This window comes from Paraflavitalea sp., from assembly GCF_059502485.1.
This window is the reverse complement of the sequence record NZ_JCACET010000011.1, coordinates 912,372-930,272: the sequence shown is the minus strand read 5'-3', so window position 1 is coordinate 930,272 and position 17,901 is coordinate 912,372. Positions and strand designations below refer to the sequence as shown.

The 17,901-nt window shown below is 47.5% G+C and carries 16 protein-coding genes; 8 read left to right on the top strand and 8 right to left on the bottom strand.

Annotation, left to right across the window (positions count from 1 at the left end):
* The first annotated feature begins 47 nt into the window (after nt 1-47).
* Nucleotides 48-2,480, top strand: a complete 2,433-nt coding sequence (locus tag AC5JBY_RS31505) for an ABC transporter permease (protein ID WP_495908683.1) — start codon at nt 48-50, stop codon at nt 2,478-2,480.
* Between the two features lie 117 nt (nt 2,481-2,597).
* Nucleotides 2,598-3,245, top strand: a complete 648-nt coding sequence (locus AC5JBY_RS31500) for a hypothetical protein (RefSeq protein ID WP_495908682.1) — start codon at nt 2,598-2,600, stop codon at nt 3,243-3,245.
* A gap of 314 nt (nt 3,246-3,559) precedes the next feature.
* On the opposite strand, the gene AC5JBY_RS31495 is transcribed toward AC5JBY_RS31500, so the two are convergent.
* A complete protein-coding gene (locus AC5JBY_RS31495; RefSeq protein WP_495908681.1) occupies nt 3,560-4,162 on the bottom strand; it encodes a 3-keto-disaccharide hydrolase in 603 nt (200 codons plus the stop codon).
* A 52-nt stretch (nt 4,163-4,214) separates the two neighbouring features.
* Between AC5JBY_RS31495 and AC5JBY_RS31490 the strand changes: the two genes are divergently transcribed.
* Nucleotides 4,215-5,486, top strand: a complete 1,272-nt coding sequence (locus tag AC5JBY_RS31490; RefSeq protein WP_495908680.1) for a metal-dependent hydrolase family protein — start codon at nt 4,215-4,217, stop codon at nt 5,484-5,486.
* A gap of 45 nt (nt 5,487-5,531) precedes the next feature.
* On the opposite strand, the gene AC5JBY_RS31485 is transcribed toward AC5JBY_RS31490, so the two are convergent.
* Complete coding sequence (locus tag AC5JBY_RS31485) at nt 5,532-6,038, bottom strand: cupin domain-containing protein (RefSeq protein ID WP_495908679.1); 507 nt, start codon at nt 6,036-6,038, stop codon at nt 5,532-5,534.
* Nucleotides 6,039-6,042: 4 nt separating this feature from the next.
* Nucleotides 6,043-6,969 (bottom strand): hypothetical protein, encoded by a 927-nt coding sequence (locus AC5JBY_RS31480; RefSeq protein WP_495908678.1) that lies wholly within the window; start codon nt 6,967-6,969, stop codon nt 6,043-6,045.
* A gap of 126 nt (nt 6,970-7,095) precedes the next feature.
* On the opposite strand from AC5JBY_RS31480, the gene AC5JBY_RS31475 reads away from it, so the two are divergent.
* The 4 genes from AC5JBY_RS31475 to AC5JBY_RS31460 all read left to right on the top strand — a co-directional run bounded on the left by AC5JBY_RS31475 (nt 7,096) and on the right by AC5JBY_RS31460 (nt 10,454).
* Nucleotides 7,096-7,431 carry a hypothetical protein gene (locus AC5JBY_RS31475; RefSeq protein WP_495908677.1) on the top strand — a complete coding sequence of 112 codons (336 nt, stop codon included), beginning with the start codon at nt 7,096-7,098 and terminating at the stop codon, nt 7,429-7,431.
* Between the two features lie 62 nt (nt 7,432-7,493).
* The gene (locus AC5JBY_RS31470; protein ID WP_495908676.1) at nt 7,494-7,976 is read left to right on the top strand and encodes an FKBP-type peptidyl-prolyl cis-trans isomerase; all 483 of its coding nucleotides are present in this window, start codon (nt 7,494-7,496) and stop codon (nt 7,974-7,976) included.
* A gap of 125 nt (nt 7,977-8,101) precedes the next feature.
* The gene (locus AC5JBY_RS31465; protein ID WP_495908675.1) at nt 8,102-9,532 is read left to right on the top strand and encodes an L-serine ammonia-lyase; all 1,431 of its coding nucleotides are present in this window, start codon (nt 8,102-8,104) and stop codon (nt 9,530-9,532) included.
* Between the two features lie 49 nt (nt 9,533-9,581).
* Nucleotides 9,582-10,454 carry a hypothetical protein gene (locus AC5JBY_RS31460; protein WP_495908674.1) on the top strand — a complete coding sequence of 291 codons (873 nt, stop codon included), beginning with the start codon at nt 9,582-9,584 and terminating at the stop codon, nt 10,452-10,454.
* Nucleotides 10,455-10,521: 67 nt separating this feature from the next.
* Here the strand turns inward: AC5JBY_RS31460 and mqnE are convergent, their stop codons facing one another.
* The gene (gene mqnE / locus AC5JBY_RS31455) at nt 10,522-11,691 is read right to left on the bottom strand and encodes an aminofutalosine synthase MqnE (RefSeq protein ID WP_495908673.1); all 1,170 of its coding nucleotides are present in this window, start codon (nt 11,689-11,691) and stop codon (nt 10,522-10,524) included.
* 155 nt (nt 11,692-11,846) lie between these two features.
* On the opposite strand from mqnE, the gene AC5JBY_RS31450 reads away from it, so the two are divergent.
* Nucleotides 11,847-12,113 (top strand): hypothetical protein, encoded by a 267-nt coding sequence (locus tag AC5JBY_RS31450; protein ID WP_495908672.1) that lies wholly within the window; start codon nt 11,847-11,849, stop codon nt 12,111-12,113.
* 46 nt (nt 12,114-12,159) lie between these two features.
* On the opposite strand, the gene AC5JBY_RS31445 is transcribed toward AC5JBY_RS31450, so the two are convergent.
* From AC5JBY_RS31445 to trxA, 4 genes are all read right to left on the bottom strand, one after another.
* The gene (locus tag AC5JBY_RS31445; protein ID WP_495908671.1) at nt 12,160-13,455 is read right to left on the bottom strand and encodes a NupC/NupG family nucleoside CNT transporter; all 1,296 of its coding nucleotides are present in this window, start codon (nt 13,453-13,455) and stop codon (nt 12,160-12,162) included.
* A 193-nt stretch (nt 13,456-13,648) separates the two neighbouring features.
* Nucleotides 13,649-15,403 (bottom strand): carboxypeptidase-like regulatory domain-containing protein, encoded by a 1,755-nt coding sequence (locus AC5JBY_RS31440; RefSeq protein ID WP_495908670.1) that lies wholly within the window; start codon nt 15,401-15,403, stop codon nt 13,649-13,651.
* A gap of 10 nt (nt 15,404-15,413) precedes the next feature.
* Nucleotides 15,414-17,204, bottom strand: coding sequence for a carboxypeptidase regulatory-like domain-containing protein (locus AC5JBY_RS31435; protein ID WP_495908669.1), 1,791 nt, complete (start codon nt 17,202-17,204; stop codon nt 15,414-15,416).
* 236 nt (nt 17,205-17,440) lie between these two features.
* Nucleotides 17,441-17,758: a thioredoxin gene (trxA, locus tag AC5JBY_RS31430; protein WP_167289426.1), complete on the bottom strand. Its 318-nt coding sequence runs from the start codon at nt 17,756-17,758 to the stop codon at nt 17,441-17,443.
* Nucleotides 17,759-17,901 lie beyond the last annotated feature (143 nt).

Sequence of the window (17,901 nt, the reverse complement as noted above, 5' to 3'; positions counted from 1 at the left end):
AGAAACATTTTTATTTTATACGGTACTTTGTTTAAAACTCATCTATTATGCTCTCTCATTATTTCAGGATCGCTTTCCGGAATATGTCGCGGCAAAAGATGTATGCTGCTATCAAGATCGGTGGTTTTGCTATTGGTATTGCTGCCTGTTTGCTCATCGCCTTATATATCAGGGATGAGATGAGTTATGATACGCAGTATAAGAATGCGGATAATATTTATCGGCTTATCGGTGTATTCAATGACAATGGTAAGATCGAAAAAGGTGTTAGCTGGCCAGCGCCCATGGCCAAAGCTGTGAAGGCTGATTTTCCGGAAGTGGAAAATACCGGCCGCATCATGCCTGCCAAACTGTTTTATGGCGCCGGTAGTAATCAATTGCGTAAGGAGGATGATATCAATAATACTTATGAGGAAGGGTTTACATATATCGATCAGTCGATGCTCGATATGCTGGAGCTTCCGATGGTGTACGGAGAGCGGGCAAAAGCGCTGGCTGAACCGTTTACCATGGTGATCACCAAGCGGAAAGCCGATAAGTATTTCCCCGGTCAGAATCCTGTGGGCAAACTGATGTTCCTCAATAATGATACGAAGAAGCCTTACAGGATAGGTGGTGTTATTGCCGACTGGCCCGGTACTTCACACCTGCATTATGATTTTATGCTGACCCTGACTGGTAAGGCCATGTGGGATGGGGAGCAGGACACCTGGCAGGCTCAAAATTATAGCACGTATGTGCAATTGAAACCGGGCACGGATATAAAGGCGTTTGAAAAGAAAGCTTTCGATCATATCGTTAAGGTGTATTACCTGCCTTCTGCAACTGCTGCGGGCGATGTAGATGCGGCAGCTATTTTTAAGAAAGCCAGTTTGCTTGCTCAGCCTTTGAAGGATATTCATTTGAAGTCTTACGATATGTGGGACTGGGAGCCGCGGGGTGATATGCGTTTCGTGTGGCTGTTTGCTGCCATTGCCTGTTTTATTCTGGTGATTGCGTGTATCAATTTCCTGAATCTTTCTACGGCCCGCTCAGCCAATCGCGCCAAGGAAGTGGGGCTTCGCAAGGTGATCGGTTCGCAAAGGAACATGCTTATCCGGCAATTCCTGACCGAGTCGGTGATGTATAGCTTTTTCGCTTTTGTATTGGGTTTTGTGATTGCCTGGATCGCTTTGCCATCGTTGAATAAGGTGGCTGGCAAGTCGATGAGTATACCCATTGGGGAATGGTGGTTATTTCCTTTGTTTAGTGCAGCTGTACTTGTTATTGGGTTGCTGGCTGGTTTATATCCCTCGTTTTACTTGTCGGCCTTTAAGCCTATCCAGGTGTTGAAGGGGCAATTGAGCCGTGGTAGTAAGAATTCAGGATTGCGCAGCACGCTCGTGGTGTTCCAGTTTACTACTTCTATCATCCTGCTTATTGGTACGGTGGTTATTTATCGCCAGATGCAATATATCCTGCATACTAAGGTTGGGTTCGATAAAGAGCAAATCTTGTTAGTGCAAGGCGCCAATACCCTGAAGGGACAGACTGTTACTTTAAAAAGCGAATTGCTGAAACTGCCACAAGTAAAGAATGTATCTGTGAGTGGTTACCTGCCTGTTTCCAATACCAAAAGGGATGGCAATACTTTCTGGCGGGAAGGTAAGCGGAAGGAAGATCCAGGTGTGGGCGGCCAGAAATGGTATGTGGATGATAGTTATATCTCTACTTTCGGCATGAAGCTCGTTGCCGGCAGGAATTTTTCTCCGCAAATGCCTACGGATTCGCAGGCTTTGATCATCAATGAGGCTATGGTAAGCAAGATGGGACTGAAGAACCCCATCGGCGAAAAACTCACCAATGGTTGGGAAAATTTCACCGTGATAGGGGTGGTGGAGAATTTCAATTTCGAAACCATGAAGGAGCAGGTTGGGCCACTGTGTATGACGCTGGGTCGCACCGGAGATGTAGTTGCCGTTAAAATGAAAGGTGGTGATGTACAAAAATCGCTGGCTGATATTACCAATATATGGAAGGGTTTTGCGCCTAATCAACCTATCCGGTATTCCTTCATGGATGAAAATTTTGCAGCCATGTATGCCGATGTAGAGCGTACCGGTATTATTTTCACCTCTTTTGCCGTACTGGCTATTGTTGTGGCCTGCCTGGGCTTGTTTGCGCTGGCTGCTTTCATGGCCGAGCAACGAAGTAAGGAAATGAGTATCCGCAAAGTGTTGGGTGCTTCTGTGGTGGGATTGTTTATGCTGCTCACCAGGAACTTCCTGAAGCTGGTCGTTATTTCCATGTTGATCGCAGCGCCGATAGGTTGGTGGCTGATGCAAAAATGGCTGGAGGATTATTCCTACCGCAGACCTATAACCTGGGATGTGTTTGTGATTGCCGGCGTTAGTATGTTGGGGATCGCGCTGATCACTATTTGTTACCAAGCTGTGAAAGCGGCAATTGCCAACCCTATCTTAAGCTTGCGCAATGATTAGTTTTTTGTTTTGTTAGTTTTTTATAGTGCCCCGGAACTTTGTTTCCGGGGTTTTCTGTATAATAGGTATTAAAATTTCCTTAAAGAATTCGTATCTTCTCCTTATAAATGATTAGCCATGAAACATATCCTCGGGTGCTTCCTGGTGCTGCTGATGCTACAGGGGGCTGCCCAAACTACGGAGGAAAAGGATGATGATAAGATATCCAATGCTTCCGGTAACCCTTATCTGTTCAAAGACTGGCTGGATGGTGTGGTGATTTTCAAAAGCGGACGGGTGGTAAAGCAATTCAAGCTGCGCTTCGATTGTGTCCGCAACCGGCTTATGCTGCAATTTGAAGGGACTGCTTTTGCTGCCGAAAGTCAGGTGAAGGAGTTTGTGTTGTATACCAGCAGCCGAAAAAATAAAGACTCTCTTATTTTCCGGAAAGGGTTTCCGGCTGTAGATAAATATACGGCAGACACTTATTATCAGGTGCTCACCAGTGGCAAGGTGTTGTTGCTGCGCCTACCTACCAAAATGATCGTGGAAGAAAGGCAGCTGGTAGGTAACAATAACCGCTCCTCGCTGGCGGAAGAGGATTTCTATTATCTTTTACAGGATGGTGTTATGATATTGCTTCCGAAGGATAAAAACGAGTTACTGCAAAAGTTGCCTGTGCAGCAGGACGGGTTAAAGCAATTTGTGGCGCAGCAGACTTTGCGGATGGACAAGGTGGAAGATTTCATAAAGATCATCACTAAGTACAACGAGCTGCTGCAATAAGAAAAGAAAACACTGCCGACTATATGACTACAGCCCGGCAGTATCTTCTTAATAGCTTGGGCATGCCTGATGCCCCCGAAATACCTGATCATTCCTTTGGTTATTGGCCAAAGGCTCTTTTTACGGATAAAAACGGGTTGCAGAGATAAAAAGGAGTGGGTATGGATAAAAAACTGAGTAAATGACGGTGTAGTGGAATAAAGGGTTGCATAGGGAAGGTGGCCATGCAATAACGTGAGTGACAGGTAGTGAAAACGTGAAGGGTAGTTTCCCCTGTCCGTGTTGCAATATAAGCAAAAATTAAACCAAATACTTTATAATGTCTTTATGCGGATGTTCTTCCAGCGAACTTTAATCCCGCCGCCATCATGTATCTGGAGTGCTATAAAACCGTTGGCAGCTGCAATTTTATCATCCTTGAGGTTGATCATCTCATGGTCATTGAGCCAGGTGGTTACTTCGCCGCCCACGACTTTAATCCTGAGCACATTCCACTCGCCTTGCTTCAGCCATTGTTCGTCTTCTTTTTTGGGTTGTATCATCCAGCCGCGGCCGTATGATTCATAAATGCCGCCCGTGTGGCTGTTGAGGGGGGCTACTTCTACCTGCCAGCCGCTGATCTTTACACCTTCGATGGAGGAGCGAAAGAATACGCCGCTGTTGCCATTGGCTTCCTGCTTGAATTGCAGTGTGAGCTCAAAATCTTTATAGGTATCTGTAGTAGAAAGATAGCCATATTGTTTATCGGGGCCGCTTTCGCATATCAGCTCGCCTTTTTCTACATACCATTTTTCTGTGCCGTGGATGTTCCAGCCTTTCAGGTCCTTGCCGTTGAACAGGTTTTTGGCTTTTTGAGCGTTGACAAGCAGGGTGCTGCTGCAAATGATGATAAGGCTGAGTAATTTTGTATAGCGCATGGTTGTAGTGTATTGGAAGAATTGCTGTAATTTAACAAACTATACGTTAATCATGCGATTACTGACCTTCTTGTTTTGTTTTTTAATTCCCGTCTTACTTACTGCACAATCTGCGTCGCCTACTGTATATGTATTGAAGCCTGATCGTGTTTTTGATGGCGAGGTGATGCATGAAGGCTGGATGGTGTTGGTTAAAGATCGCAGGATCGAAGGGGCAGGACCCAGCCTTGCGATACCTCGGGGAGCAAAAGTAATCGATCTGAAAGGTTGTACTTTATTGCCCGGCCTGATAGAAGGGCATAGTCATTTGTTCCTGCATCCTTATAATGAAACGACCTGGGACGACCAGGTATTGAAGGAGTCCAGGGCTGAGCGTACGGCGCGGGCAGTGAATCATGCGAAAGCGACTTTGCTGGCAGGCTTTACTACTGTGCGCGACCTGGGTACTGAGGGGGCGATGTATGATGATGTTGGTTTAAAGAAGGCAATTGAGAAGGGGATTATTCCTGGTCCGCGGATGTTGGTGGCCACCCGGGCCATTGTTGCTACGGGCAGTTACGGGCCCAGGTCTGAAGTGGCTGAAATGCATTTGCCGAAGGGCGCAGCGGAGGCAGGTGGACCGGAAGAGCTGGCGCGTGAAATCAGGACGCAGATCGGGCAGGGGGCTGATCTGATCAAATTATATGGCGACTACCGGTGGGGATTACATGACGTGGCGCAGCCCACTTTTACGGATGCTGAAATGGCGCTGGCGGTAGCTGTAACGAAAAGTAGCGGTCGCCAGGTTGTAGTACATGCTTCTACGGCTGAAGGTATGCGCCGGGCTATTCTGGCGGGCGTATCTACCATAGAGCATGGGGATAAAGGAGATAGTGCGGTGTTCAGGCTGATGAAGGAGCGGGGTGTGGCGTTATGCCCTACGCTGGCGGCAGGTCATGCTACTGCGCAATACAAGGGCTGGAAAGTGGGTACTTTGCCCGAGCCTGATCGCATCGTTGAGAAGAAAAAAAGTTTTGCTGCTGCGCTTGCTGCCAATGTCACTATCTGCATGGGCGGTGATGTGGGTGTATTCACGCATGGTGATAACGCCAGGGAAATGGAGTTGATGGTGGAGTATGGCATGAAGCCGCTCGAGGTGCTTCGCTCAGCTACCTCTGTCAACGCTGATGTGTTCGGTATCGGTGCAGCGGTGGGTAGAATACGTGCGGGTTTGGATGCTGATATACTTGTAGTTGAAGGAAACCCCTCCAATAATATTGCCCAGGTAAGAAAGGTAAAGCTGGTGATGCAACGGGGAGTAATCGTTCGTGGAGTGACTCTGTGAGTCGGCAATCGGCAGTCGTGAATCGGCAATAGGGACGATTACGCTTTATGTTCTTGTAAGTTCTTCGATCAGTTTACTGTGGGCAGGATATTCTTTACTCAATGCTTCCCGTTCTGCGAGTTCAAAATCGGCAAAGTCGAAACCGGGTGAAACGGTACAGCCTACGAGGGAGTAAGCTCTGCCGTGTTGTACACGGGAGCCAAACCAACTGCCTGCTTTGACGACACATTGAAATTGTTGCCCCAGCTCGGGGTTGTCGCCCAATAGGTGTTCAGTTAGTGTTCCATCTGCTGTTATCTCATATACTATCAATGGATCTCCGTAATAAAAGTGCCATAATTCATCGCTTTTGATGCGGTGAAAAGCGGAGAACTGTCCTTCTTTCAACAGGAAATAGATGCTGGTGCTGATATTGCGCGGGCCGCCAAATGTAGCAGGTAATGCTACTGCTGCCACTTGCAAAGGGGAGCGGTATACTTCGCTGAAAGCGCCTCCTTCCACATGTTCTGTCAACTGTAGTTGTTGTATCCAATAGTCTGCCGTGCGGCGCATACGGTTATGGTGCTATACGTACTTTAATGGGTTTGGTGCCATAATACCAGGCGTTGAGTGAATCTTTCAACCGGGTGGTATCGGCTGGTGTGCCCGGTATAACGACGGTGATGTTGAACGTCAGGGAATCTGTTGTTTCCAGTTTATAGTTCGGGTTCAGCGTAAGCAGGAAGGCATGTCTTGTGAGAGCCCTTGTCTTACGTGTCGTTGTTTCTGCGATATACTTGTAACTACCGGGAGGTGTTACGATAGTAGCAGGGGCTGTAGCCGCACTGTCTGCTGGTTTTTGGGATACTGAATCCGCCGGAGGGGTGGAGGTATCGGCCGCTATTTGTTGTGGCGCTGTGCTCTGCTCTGGGTTGTCATTCTTGTTGTTGTACAGCATATATCCGCCCCATACGATCACTGCTAATCCTATTACTACCAGGGTGCCGATCAGGAGACCCTTGCGGCGATTGTGATGGGCTTCGATACGGCTATAGCTGTCGTCGAAGGCTGACTTCTTTTTAGCTGCAGGCGCTGGTCTTTCTGCTTCCCGGTGTTCTACCAGCTCCATGCGTTCCAGGCTGGGTTCGCCGGGGGTAAATTCGTAGATGCCCAGCTTGTTTTTGAAGAGGGTGCCAATGCCATCTATATGGAAGGGTTTACCAATATTGAGTAACAGCTTGCCATCGGCCAGGTATGATTCCAGGTCCGACTCTGCCAGTGGCTTGATCTTACCGGTATGTGCGCGGATATAATCGATCAACGCATCATCGGCTTTGGCAACGGGCTGTTGGGAAAACTGTACGTATTTGAGGAACTCCCGAAAATTCTTATCGTTTGAGTCGGGTACTGTAACAGCCGCATCGAGCGTGAAGGAGCCAATGGATGGCAAATTCAGTTGTTTGTGCTGATAGAAATACTGCGCTAAAAGGATAGATAATTTCAAGGTATTGCTGATTTAGCACAAGTTAATCATAAATTATTGGTATGCAAGTATTATGATGGTTGGTGTGCTATTTTTGCAGGACATTTGTGCAGGAATGCTCTATTATGCTATGTTTAAATTCTTAATATGCTGACGGAACGTGAGAAGCAATTTATCCAATATTGGGAGGCTGTCCGGGAACGGCAAAGCAGGTGGCAGCAGCAATTGATGTCGGGTCTCCCGGTGGGGTTATTGTTTGCCCTGCCTGTATTGGCGATCGTTTTTACCGGTAAGCTCTGGTACAAAAGGGCCGACATGGCCATGAATGGCATGATGAATCCTTTGGTTTTGATCCTTGCCGTGTTTGTTATTACGGTATTTGTTGCTATCTTTTACAAGCGTCACCAGTGGGACCAGAAGGATCAATACTACCGCCAACTGAAGGCACGGGAAGAACGGGATGCCAAAGAGGGAACGGTCTGATGCAGCTATCATATTGGCCCCACTGTCTTTTAACCAAACTATTACACTGCAAATAACTCTTCATGCGGAAAATAGCCTTGTGCCTGTTTTGTGCAGCTCTGTTGCTGGCTAATTGTTTCAAGGATAAAAATGATTGTGTGCCACGTGACCTGGTAGCTCCTTCCAGTGAACAAATGGCGCTTACAGATTATATCACCTCCCGCGGTATTAATGCAACCAGACATGCCAGTGGTCTTTATTATCAAATCATCCAGGAGGGCACCGGCAATAGTCCGTCTATCTGTTCTTCTATCAAAGTAGGGTTCAATGGCAAGCTGGTTACCGGCGCCGAGGTGGAGCGCGATGACAATACGGTGCTCAACCTGAAGTTGATGCTGGAAGGCTGGCGCATTACTTTACCGCTTATTAAAGCTGGTGGCAAGATCAGGATCTGGCTGCCACCTACGCTGGCTTATGGCTGGGAAGGCAAGAAAGTGGGCAATACGGAAGTGGTGCCTCCCAACTCCATCCTTATCTACGATATCTCTTTATACGAAGTGTTGTAAGAAAGGCGTTAGCCTTTAGGTGTTAGCCTTTAGGTGTTAGCCGTTAGTGCTTAGCATTTAGCTAACAGCCAACGGCTAAAAGCTAATACCTATTTCATTTACCTTTGTACTAAATTATTATTCCTTTGCCGCACGAAGCTATTTCAGTATTCGACATGTTCAAGATAGGGGTGGGACCTTCCAGTTCTCATACCCTTGGCCCCTGGCGGGCTGCCCAGCGTTTTTTGCAATCACTCGAAGATAAAGGTCAGTTGTTCAATGTGGCGGCCATACGTGTGCTGCTCTATGGTTCATTGGCTAAAACCGGCAAGGGGCATGGTACCGATGTGGCCGTGCAACTGGGGCTTAGCGGTGATGATCCTGTGACGTTCGATGTGCATCTCATCGATTCGAAGATGGAAGATATCAAGGTCATGAAGAAGCTGTTGCTGCATGGCAAGCATGAGATCGACTTCGATCCTGCTGAAGATATTGAATTCCTCATGACCGAATCGCTGCCTTATCATCCCAATGCGCTTACTTTCCTGGCTGCTTTTCATAATGGTGATTCTATTGCCGAGACCTGGTATTCGATCGGTGGTGGTTTTGTGAAGCGCGAGGAAGATGATGCAGCTTCCGGTGGTTCCAGTGTTCAATTGCCTTTCCCTATCGATAAAGCGGATGACTTATTGCACTGGTGTCGTAAGACTGGTCTAAGCATTAGTGAAGTGGTTATGGAAAATGAAAATAGCTGGCGCCCTGAACTGGAAACGCGGCTGGGCATGTTGCACATCTGGCGCGTAATGAAGGAGTGTATTTACCGTGGTTGCAATACCAAGGGCATGTTGCCTGGTGGACTTAGTGTTACACGTCGTGCTGCCGAACTCAATAAAAAGCTGCTGGAAGGCAGGTCGTATACTGATTACGATTCCTGGTTGCAAGCGATCCGCGATGGCGGGCATCATTTCAAGTATACGCTCGACTGGGTGAGCTGTTTTGCGCTGGCAGTGAATGAAGAAAATGCTTCTTTTGGCCGGGTGGTAACGGCGCCTACCAATGGTGCTGCCGGTGTGATCCCTGCCGTGCTTCAATACTTTGTGGCTTTCTGCGATGGTTATAAGGAAGAAAAGATCTTACAGTTCATGTATACGGCTGCCGAGATAGGCAGCATCTTTAAAAAGGGGGCTACTATTTCCGCTGCTATGGGCGGTTGTCAGGCCGAGATCGGTGTGTCTTCTGCCATGGCTGCTGCGGGCCTTACGGAAGCGATGGGCGGCACGCAAAGGCAGGCGTTGATGGCGGCCGAGATCGCTATGGAGCATCACCTGGGGCTTACCTGCGACCCTATTGGCGGACTGGTGCAGATCCCCTGCATCGAACGTAATACCATGGGGGCTATCAAAGCTATTACTGCTTCACAGCTGGCGTTGCAGAGTACGCCCGACTTTGCCAAGGTATCGCTCGACAATGTGATCAAGACGATGTGGGATACGGCGAAGGATATGAGCTTTAAATATAAGGAGACTGCTGAAGGTGGATTGGCGGTGCATATTCCGATCAGTTTGCCGGAATGTTAGGGCATCGGCAGTCGACAATCGGCAATAAGTAATTCTATATTTTATTCTTATGTCGGAGCAGCGTGACTTCAATACGATCAGTCCTTCTGCCGGTGCTTTGCTCATGATGAAAGCGCTTACGGATATTCCTTTTGCAAAGGATACGGCGGCGCTGGTGGGCGATGTGGAGGCTTTTATGACATCGGCCCGCGAAAAACGCTCCCGCGTTTTATTTGGCCGCGTCATTCATTTCGAGAACCGCTATAAAACCATCGATCTGGCGCTGGCGGCTATCAATCCTCACCAGATATTGGAGTTGTCTTCCGGCTTTTCGTGCCGTGGGCTGGATATGGCGCTTCGTAAAGATGTTACTTACATCGATACCGACCTGCCTGAATTTATCAGCAACAAGCAACAATTAATAATGAAATTGATAGAGGAGAAGGAATTACAGCTGAAAGGTAAATTGCTGGTGGAGCCATTGAATGCTATGGATGAAGCGCAATTCAACCAGGTAGTACAATCGTTTTCCCCGGGACCTGTTACGGTGGTGAATGAGGGTTTGCTCGTATACCTCAATACGGCTGAGAAAGCACAGCTCTGTGCTTCTATTCACCGGCTGCTGAAGGAGCGGGGCGGTTACTGGGTGACGGGAGATGCGTATATTAAGAAGAATATGAGCCGCCTGCTGGAGCTACCGCAGGAGGCGTTTGATGAGCAGCTCACTAAATTTCTGCAAGAGCATCGCATCGACGAGAATAAGTTCGACAGTTATGAGGCTGCGCTCGATTTCTTTGCCAGCTGCCACTTCCGGGTGGTGCGTCGCATCGATATAGACTATCCTTCGCTGAGTTCTCTCAAGCTTGCTTCCCGCGCTATACAGGAATCCGAAGTGCAGGAATGGATGCAGGGCCGCGAAACCTGGGTACTGGAGGCGGTGTAATGGTGAGTAGTGAGTTGTCAGTGGTGAGTGCTGATTAGTCTTACCAGCCGCCTGTGTTGCCCGTTCCTTAATTCAATAATGGATTTACTTCAATTTCTTTGATGTCGATATCTGTGTAGTCTCTCAACTCATGATACAATGTATCTCGCTCTACTGGTTGACGTTTTACCTGCTTAATAAGTGTTACTAATTGGGCGGTGCTCATGGCAGGCGTTTGCTCTTCGGAGCCGGCCATGGAGTATATCTTGGTAGAGTCGTCGATGGTGCCGTCGATATCGTTCACGCCAAAAGAGAGGGTGAGTTGTGCGTTCTGTCTTCCCAGCATTGGCCAGTAGGCTTTCAGGTGCTGGAAGTTGTCCATGTACAGGCGGGCAATGGCATACATGCGCATGTCTTCTACTACTGTAGACTCATCCACGTTGCTCATCTCATTTTGCTTGTTGCGGAACTTGAGGGGGATGAAGGTATTGAAGCCGCCGGTTTTGTCCTGCAGTTGACGCAGGCGTTCCATATGGTCTACACGGTGCCAGTATTGCTCGATGTGGCCATAGAGCATCGTGGCGTTGGTATGCATGCCCAGGTTGTGGGCTACTTCATGGATCTTCAACCATCCTTCTCCATCTACTTTGTCATCGCATATCTGCTGACGAATTTCGGGGTGGAATATCTCTGCGCCACCACCGGGAAGGGAATCCAGCCCTGCTTCATGCAGATAGGCCATGCCTTCTTCCACGCTTTTCTTCGCTTTGCGGAACATGTAATCCAGCTCCACTGGGGTAAAGCCTTTGATGTGCAACTCTGGCCGGTGGGCTTTGATCTTGCGCAGCAGGTCGGCAAAGAACTCCAGTGTGAGTTTGGGATGCACGCCGCCTACGATGTGTACCTCGGTTACTGGTTTACCGTCGTAGCCTTTTACGATGTCGAGCATCTGGTCTGTGGTCAGTTCCCAGCCTTCTTCGCGGTGGGCATAGAGACGTGAGTAGGAACAGAACTTACAGGCGAATACACAAACGTTGGTAGGTTCTATATGGAAATTGCGGTTGAAATAGGTCTTGTTGCCATGCAGGCGTTCGCGTACAAAGTTGGCCAGGGCGCCTACGAAGGGTAGGTTGGCTCTTTCGAAGAGTAATACACCGTCTTCGGGGGTGATACGTTCTTTGGCAACGATCTTGTTCGCGATTGTACGGAGGGCCGCATCGGGTTCGGCGGCAATAACCTGCTGGATTGAAATACTCATGATGGGCAAAGTTACAGTACGTTAATTAACAATAGCGGGATTATATTGTTTACTATTTTTACCTGAATTCGAAGCTGTTACCCGTTAATTTGATATGTTTTTATTATTGTATATGTTGGCCTTTTTTGTTACTTTTGGATAAATCCAATAGAATAATGGCAACGGTTTCTCAGACGCTGAAAATATATGAATTGTTGAACAAGCATTTTAAAAATGATGAAGATGCAAAAGCACTGGTTCAGGAGATTGAACTGGTGATCGATGCTAAGTTTGATGCAGCGAAAGATAGGCTTGCTACTAAAACTGATTTAGTAAAATTAGAAACAACCATTGTTGAAGCAAAAGTAGATGTTATTAAATGGTTAGTCGGTATGGCTATTGCCATTGTAGGATTAGTTGTGGCATTCATTAAATTGCTCTGATTGACTTAAGTTCCCTTCTTATATATGTTTCCTTTTACTCTCTCTTTTACATCAACGCTCCTGCAATACAGCCGCACATGAGGCAGGCGATGGTGCCGCCGATAAGGGCTTTTACACCTAATTCTGTGAGGTTTTTGCGCTGGTTGGGCGCCAGTTGGCTGATGCCGCCGATCTGGATGCCAATGGACGCGAAATTGGCAAATCCGCAGAGGGCATAGGTGGCGATCAGGATAGATTTGGGGTCGCTGATGCTGCCAGCTGTTTTCATCTGCCCAAATGAGATATAAGCTACAAATTCATTGAGGATCGTCTTTTCTCCTAATAGCTGCCCCACCTGTATCATTTCATTGCTGTTGACGCCTATGAGCCAGGCGACCGGCGAAAACACATAGCCCAGTATCATCTGTAAGGAGAGGGAGTTATACCGGCCACCGGTCACTCTTGCTATGTCATCATTGATGCTGAACCAATGGCCTACTGAACCCAATATGTAGTTGCAGAGATACATGATCGCGGTAAATACGATCAACATGGCACCTACATTGACCGCCAGTTTTAAACCGTCGGTAGTGCCCAGCGAAATGGCGTCGAGGAAGTTGTCGCCAATTTTTTCTTTGGGTACTTTCAACTCGCGCATTACATTCTCTGTTTGCGGGAATAATATTTTGGATATAACAATAGCTGCGGGCGCACTCATAATAGACTGGCTGAGCATGTGCAGGGCAAAGTATTTCTGCTGTGCCACATCGCTGCCGCCGAGGAATCCTACATAGGCAGCCAGTACACTACCGGCAGTATTGGCAAAGCCACCCACCATAATACACATGATCTCCGAGCGGTTCATCTTGTCCAGGAAAGGACGGATCATCAAGGGGGCTTCGGTTTGACCGAGGAAGATATTGGCGGCGGTGGAAACACTTTCAGGGCCGGATATACCCAGCTTCTTCAACATCCAGGCGAATACGAATACGATCTTCTGTAATACGCCGAGGTAATACAGCATGGCTGAAAGGGCTGCAAAGAAGATGATATTGGGTAGCACCTGTACGGCGAAGATGTAGGCCCAGTTGCCGGTAGGGTCGGCCAGTTTGCCAAAGATGAATTCGATACCTGTATGGCCTATGTTGATGAGCTCGACAAACTTTTCTGAAATATACCCAAAGACAATCTTGATGAAGTTCACTTTCAATACGCCTAATGCGAAGCATATCTGGGCTACGATACCGATGCCTACCAGCTTCCAGTTGATCGCCTTCCGGTTGTTGCTCAACAGGTAGCATACGAAGAGCAGGAAGAACATGCCAAGCAGACCGCGGGAAAGGTTGACCAGTACTGGACTCATGCAGGTAGATGGTTGAAATTAAAAGATTGGGCAATATAAGAATAAATCGTATTCCCATTGAAATCTATGTGGGACTGCGTCAAAAGTTGGCTTGTAGCGGTTGTCTTTGCCTGAATTTGTAATATTATAAAAAAGGGCATTGTAAAGTGCGCCTTTACAATGCCCTGCCCGGTTCAATACCGGAGTTATGATCTTAGTTGGATTTCATGACGCGGAACGTACAACTAATAGGCAATATGTTGCTCGTAAGGGTGTCTTTTACACTACCGGTAAAATTGCCGGCAATGAATCCACCTGTTGTATTAGTATATTCCGTGACATTTACCGTTATATCACCGTTTTTACGATAAATGTTGTTGCCTTCTTTGATGTAAATAACGTAAATCGGACTTATTCCGGGGGATGCTTCTCCTCTGAAGGCAAACGTGACTTCCCGGTTGCCTTCAAAACCAGATATTATTGTCTGCTCGCTTTGCAAAGAGCGATAGCCCAGCAGTGAATCGACGGCAGTGTAGCTATAGCTGGTGCCATTGATGTTGTAGTTGATGAACTGCGAAATATTGTTGCCACAAGCTACCAATTGTCCGGCATTTACGGTTGTACCGGATACGTCAATGGTTGTAGGCTGTCCCGATTGGGTGCCGCCAAGATCATAAGGAGTGATACTCGCCGAGGTGGCAGTATTGGAGCAACGGGCTACAGTGAGACTGAAAACTCCGTTTACAAGGTTTGCCTGGTAATAAATGCCTTCCACGTTAATAGTTACATACCCACTGGTGACAGCGGCTGCACTACAGTTCACAACAGTTCCTGTGAATGAAACGGTTGTTGCTGTAGAGCTAATGGTAGTAACACGCAGGTCGGTATTGTCAGTGAAAGGACCTACGTTCTTTGTGTGTAACAGTGTTCCGCATTTGTCGTATACTTTCATCGTCAGGTTTCGATTGGCAGGGATCTTACCACTTACAATACCATCGGTATTTGTGTGGCCGAATCCGGAGAGTGCCGTATCGGCGCCTGTTGCGCTGATCACTACTTTAGCGCTGGCAAGCCCATTGTTGTCTTGTGTTTTGATAGTAGCTGTAAAATCGATCACTTTAAAAGGTGCGTCGCAATTCCAGTAGGAGAAGTGGCCTACCTCGCCGATATAATCATTGCCCTGGCGGGTGGCGAAGCCTTCTTCTTTCCACAAGCCTGTTTTTTCGTCCAGGCTCCATAATGGAATGGTAGCTGGCGCCGATGCACGCAGGCTGGCAGGGATCGGGAAGGTGATGCCGGCTGTTTTGCCTTTGGCGAGTTGGAGTTTCTCTCCGCCAGTGCCATTCAGTTCTACGGCCATCATACCGAACGATTGTAATCCTGTTTCTTCGTTATTGGTTGTAATGCCACGCAAAGTACCAGGCATGATCTCCTGGAAGTTGTTGGCTTCGGGGTTGATGAAGAAGGCGCTCACGGCTACCGTGCCTGTATAAGCGGTAGTAGTGCCATCGGTCACGATGGCGTTGGATGAGAAAACAACACGGCCTCCTGTTGGCAGGGTGATGTTGCCACCGCTGGTGCCACTGAAGCTACCAGTTATTGTTTTTTTGATCAGCTGCAGTGAAACGGTATTGTCTTTGTTGGGTGTTACAACAATTGTCTTGACAGCCTTGAAGTAGCCGGCCTTCTCCACGGTAATGCTGCCGGCATGTTTGTCTACCGACAGGTTGGCCAGCCGGAAGGTGCCGCTTGCATCGGTGGTTACCGAAGCGGTGCCGGACTTTACGGTGGCATCGCTTACGGGTAATTGGTTCTCATCTACAATACGTCCCGATATATCGGCGGTCACCAATTCGGTCTTGTAAGTATTGTAGTTGTCGATGTCGGGTGTGTCCGACTTCTGGCAGCTGATGTATATCACGCCGGCCAGCAGCAATAAAGCTATTAAGGGTAATGAGGTTTTTTTCATATTGTAAGGTTTAGCGTTGTACGTTAGTGATTTTTACCCTGAAGTTACATTGAACAGGCAGGGAAAGGCTGCGGGCACTGTCATACACACTGGCTGCAAAAGCACCTGAAACGTATTCGCCTACAGCTGAACCATACTCTGTAATGGCTACAGGGGCCGATAAATTGCTGCCGGAGTGATACATGATCTGGTTACCTCCCGATTGTCCATTGCTCACATATAAGGTATTCATCGTATTGGCAGCACCAGCGCCTCCACTTATCATGAATACAATGTGTGTTCTGGTAGAATCAATCTTTGAGAAGGCGCCAATGATCAAATTTTGGCTTGCTAAGTGGGCGACCATCGAATCTGCAGGTGATGCAGTCTGGTAGTTTACGCCTTCCATGGTGTACTTAATATAGGAGTTCAGTGTAGTGCCGCAGGCATAAAGCTGACCCGCATTGAGCGTGCTGCCTGAAACCGGTACGCTGATCGTTGCTCCTGATACATTATTGGCCAGGTCGTATGCTTTGATGTTGGCAGTGGTGGCGTTGTTGTTACAACGTATAATGGCTTTGGTGAAGTTGCCATTGATAACCGGTATGCTGTAGTATACATTTTCCAGCTGTAGCATTACATAGCCATTAGCGATCGGTGTATTGTTACAGTCTATGACTGTTCCTGAGATCGTCAGTGACGACATTTGTGTGTTGACGGTAATAGTGCCGAGATCCGTATCGGTAGTATAGGGACCAATGTTCTGTGAGTGGATCATGTTGCGGCATTTGTCATATACTTTGAGTTTAAGTGCACGATTGGCGGGCAAGGTTCCTTTCACCACACCATCTGCATTCGTATAGCCATTGCCTGCAATACTGGTAGTATCTGTGAGGCTGGCTGAGATGACTACTTCAACATCTGGTATTGCTTGTGCGTTCTGATCTTTGAGTGTTACTGTGAAATTGGAAATAGGGAAGGGGGCATCGCAATTCCAAAAGGAAAAGTGACTTACTTCGCCTACGTAGTCATTGCCTTGTTTTGTGGCTTGTCCTTCTTCTTTCCACAAACCTGTTTTTTCATCGAGGCTCCACAAGGGAATAGTAGCAGGTGCCTGACTTCTCAATTCTTCCGGAATGGGAAAATGCAGGGTCGCTTTTTTGCCGGATGCGATCTGCAGTTTTTCACCGCCTGCGCCATTCAATTCTACCGCCATCATACCAAATGATTGCAATCCTGTTTCTTCATTGTTGGTATTAATGCCACGCAAGGTGCCGGGCATGATCTGGCGGAAATTGTCAGCTGAAGGATCGATGAAAGCAGCGCTCACTGTTACAGCGCCTGTATAGGGTTTATTGTTTTGTGGATCGATAACACCATTGGCTGGTAATTGAATGGAGCCGCCTGCAGCAGGTACTGTTACTTCTCCGCCGCTGGCGCCGTCGATGGTGCCGGCTACTGTTTTGGGCATCAGCTGCATGTTGACCGGGTTGTTCTTTTCTATCTCGATCATAACGGTTTTAGTGCCGAGGAAATAGCCCGTCTTTTCAACTTTTACGAGTGCCGCGTTTTTATCGACATATATGTTCTTGAGGTTGAAATAGCCGTTGGCATCAGTAGATATGGTGGTAGCGCCTGCAGTAACGCTTGCGCCTGTAACTGGTAAACTATTTTCGTCGGTAATGCGGCCAGAGATGGTGGCTCTTACAAATTCTACCTGGTGGCCGCTGCCTGTGCCGCCCGAGTCGGATTTGTTACAGGCATAGAGGATAGCAAAGAGTAAAGCAGTCATGCAAAGGAGGCGTAAGCCTTTCCATTTCATAAATATTGGAGTTTAGGGTTTTTCGTTTATAGATCCTCGCAAGAATAGTCAAAAAAGCCGGATGTTGCAAGTGTTTGATATACAATAAAAAATGACGATCTGTTAAGGGATGATCCGTTGATGGCTACGTAGTTAAGCCCTTGTATATATACACCTGCCAGTGCGGAAAGGGCACAAAAAAAGCGGCTCCCGTTTGTACAGGAACCGCTTTGAGTTATATAAGGTGACGGCTACACTTAGATGTGCTGCTCGATCTTCTTTACGAAGTTTGCTTTCGGTTGAGCACCTACCAGCTTGTCTACCACTTTACCACCTTTGATGAAAAGGATAGCAGGGATAGAAGTGATACCGTAATTAACAGATATCTGTGGGTTGTGGTCTACGTTCACTTTACCAACGTTAACTTTTCCGGTATATTCTTTAGACAAGTCTTCGATAACTGGTCCGATTGCACGGCAAGGTCCACACCACTCAGCCCAAAAGTCTACAACGGTCAGTTTATCGGAAGCGATCACCTTCTCCTGGAAGTTCGCGTCGGTGAATTCTAAAGCCATAAATTTAAATTTAGATGTAAAATTAATTATTTTATTGATTGTTGGTAAGCCTGGTCTGGGTTTCCCGTTACGGGACTCATTCTTTAACTTACTCCTAAGAACCGACAAATTTATAACCAAAACATAATACCTGACCGTCTGAC

Coding starts and splice junctions, on each gene's coding strand:
- AC5JBY_RS31505 (WP_495908683.1), top strand. CDS start 48: ATGCTCTCTCATTATTTCAGGATCGCTTTCCGGAATATGTCGCGGCAA.
- AC5JBY_RS31500 (WP_495908682.1), top strand. CDS start 2,598: ATGAAACATATCCTCGGGTGCTTCCTGGTGCTGCTGATGCTACAGGGG.
- AC5JBY_RS31495 (WP_495908681.1), bottom strand. CDS start 4,162: ATGCGCTATACAAAATTACTCAGCCTTATCATCATTTGCAGCAGCACC.
- AC5JBY_RS31490 (WP_495908680.1), top strand. CDS start 4,215: ATGCGATTACTGACCTTCTTGTTTTGTTTTTTAATTCCCGTCTTACTT.
- AC5JBY_RS31485 (WP_495908679.1), bottom strand. CDS start 6,038: ATGCGCCGCACGGCAGACTATTGGATACAACAACTACAGTTGACAGAA.
- AC5JBY_RS31475 (WP_495908677.1), top strand. CDS start 7,096: ATGCTGACGGAACGTGAGAAGCAATTTATCCAATATTGGGAGGCTGTC.
- AC5JBY_RS31470 (WP_495908676.1), top strand. CDS start 7,494: ATGCGGAAAATAGCCTTGTGCCTGTTTTGTGCAGCTCTGTTGCTGGCT.
- AC5JBY_RS31460 (WP_495908674.1), top strand. CDS start 9,582: ATGTCGGAGCAGCGTGACTTCAATACGATCAGTCCTTCTGCCGGTGCT.
- mqnE (WP_495908673.1), bottom strand. CDS start 11,691: ATGAGTATTTCAATCCAGCAGGTTATTGCCGCCGAACCCGATGCGGCC.
- AC5JBY_RS31450 (WP_495908672.1), top strand. CDS start 11,847: ATGGCAACGGTTTCTCAGACGCTGAAAATATATGAATTGTTGAACAAG.
- AC5JBY_RS31445 (WP_495908671.1), bottom strand. CDS start 13,455: ATGAGTCCAGTACTGGTCAACCTTTCCCGCGGTCTGCTTGGCATGTTC.
- AC5JBY_RS31440 (WP_495908670.1), bottom strand. CDS start 15,403: ATGAAAAAAACCTCATTACCCTTAATAGCTTTATTGCTGCTGGCCGGC.
- AC5JBY_RS31435 (WP_495908669.1), bottom strand. CDS start 17,204: ATGAAATGGAAAGGCTTACGCCTCCTTTGCATGACTGCTTTACTCTTT.
- trxA (WP_167289426.1), bottom strand. CDS start 17,758: ATGGCTTTAGAATTCACCGACGCGAACTTCCAGGAGAAGGTGATCGCT.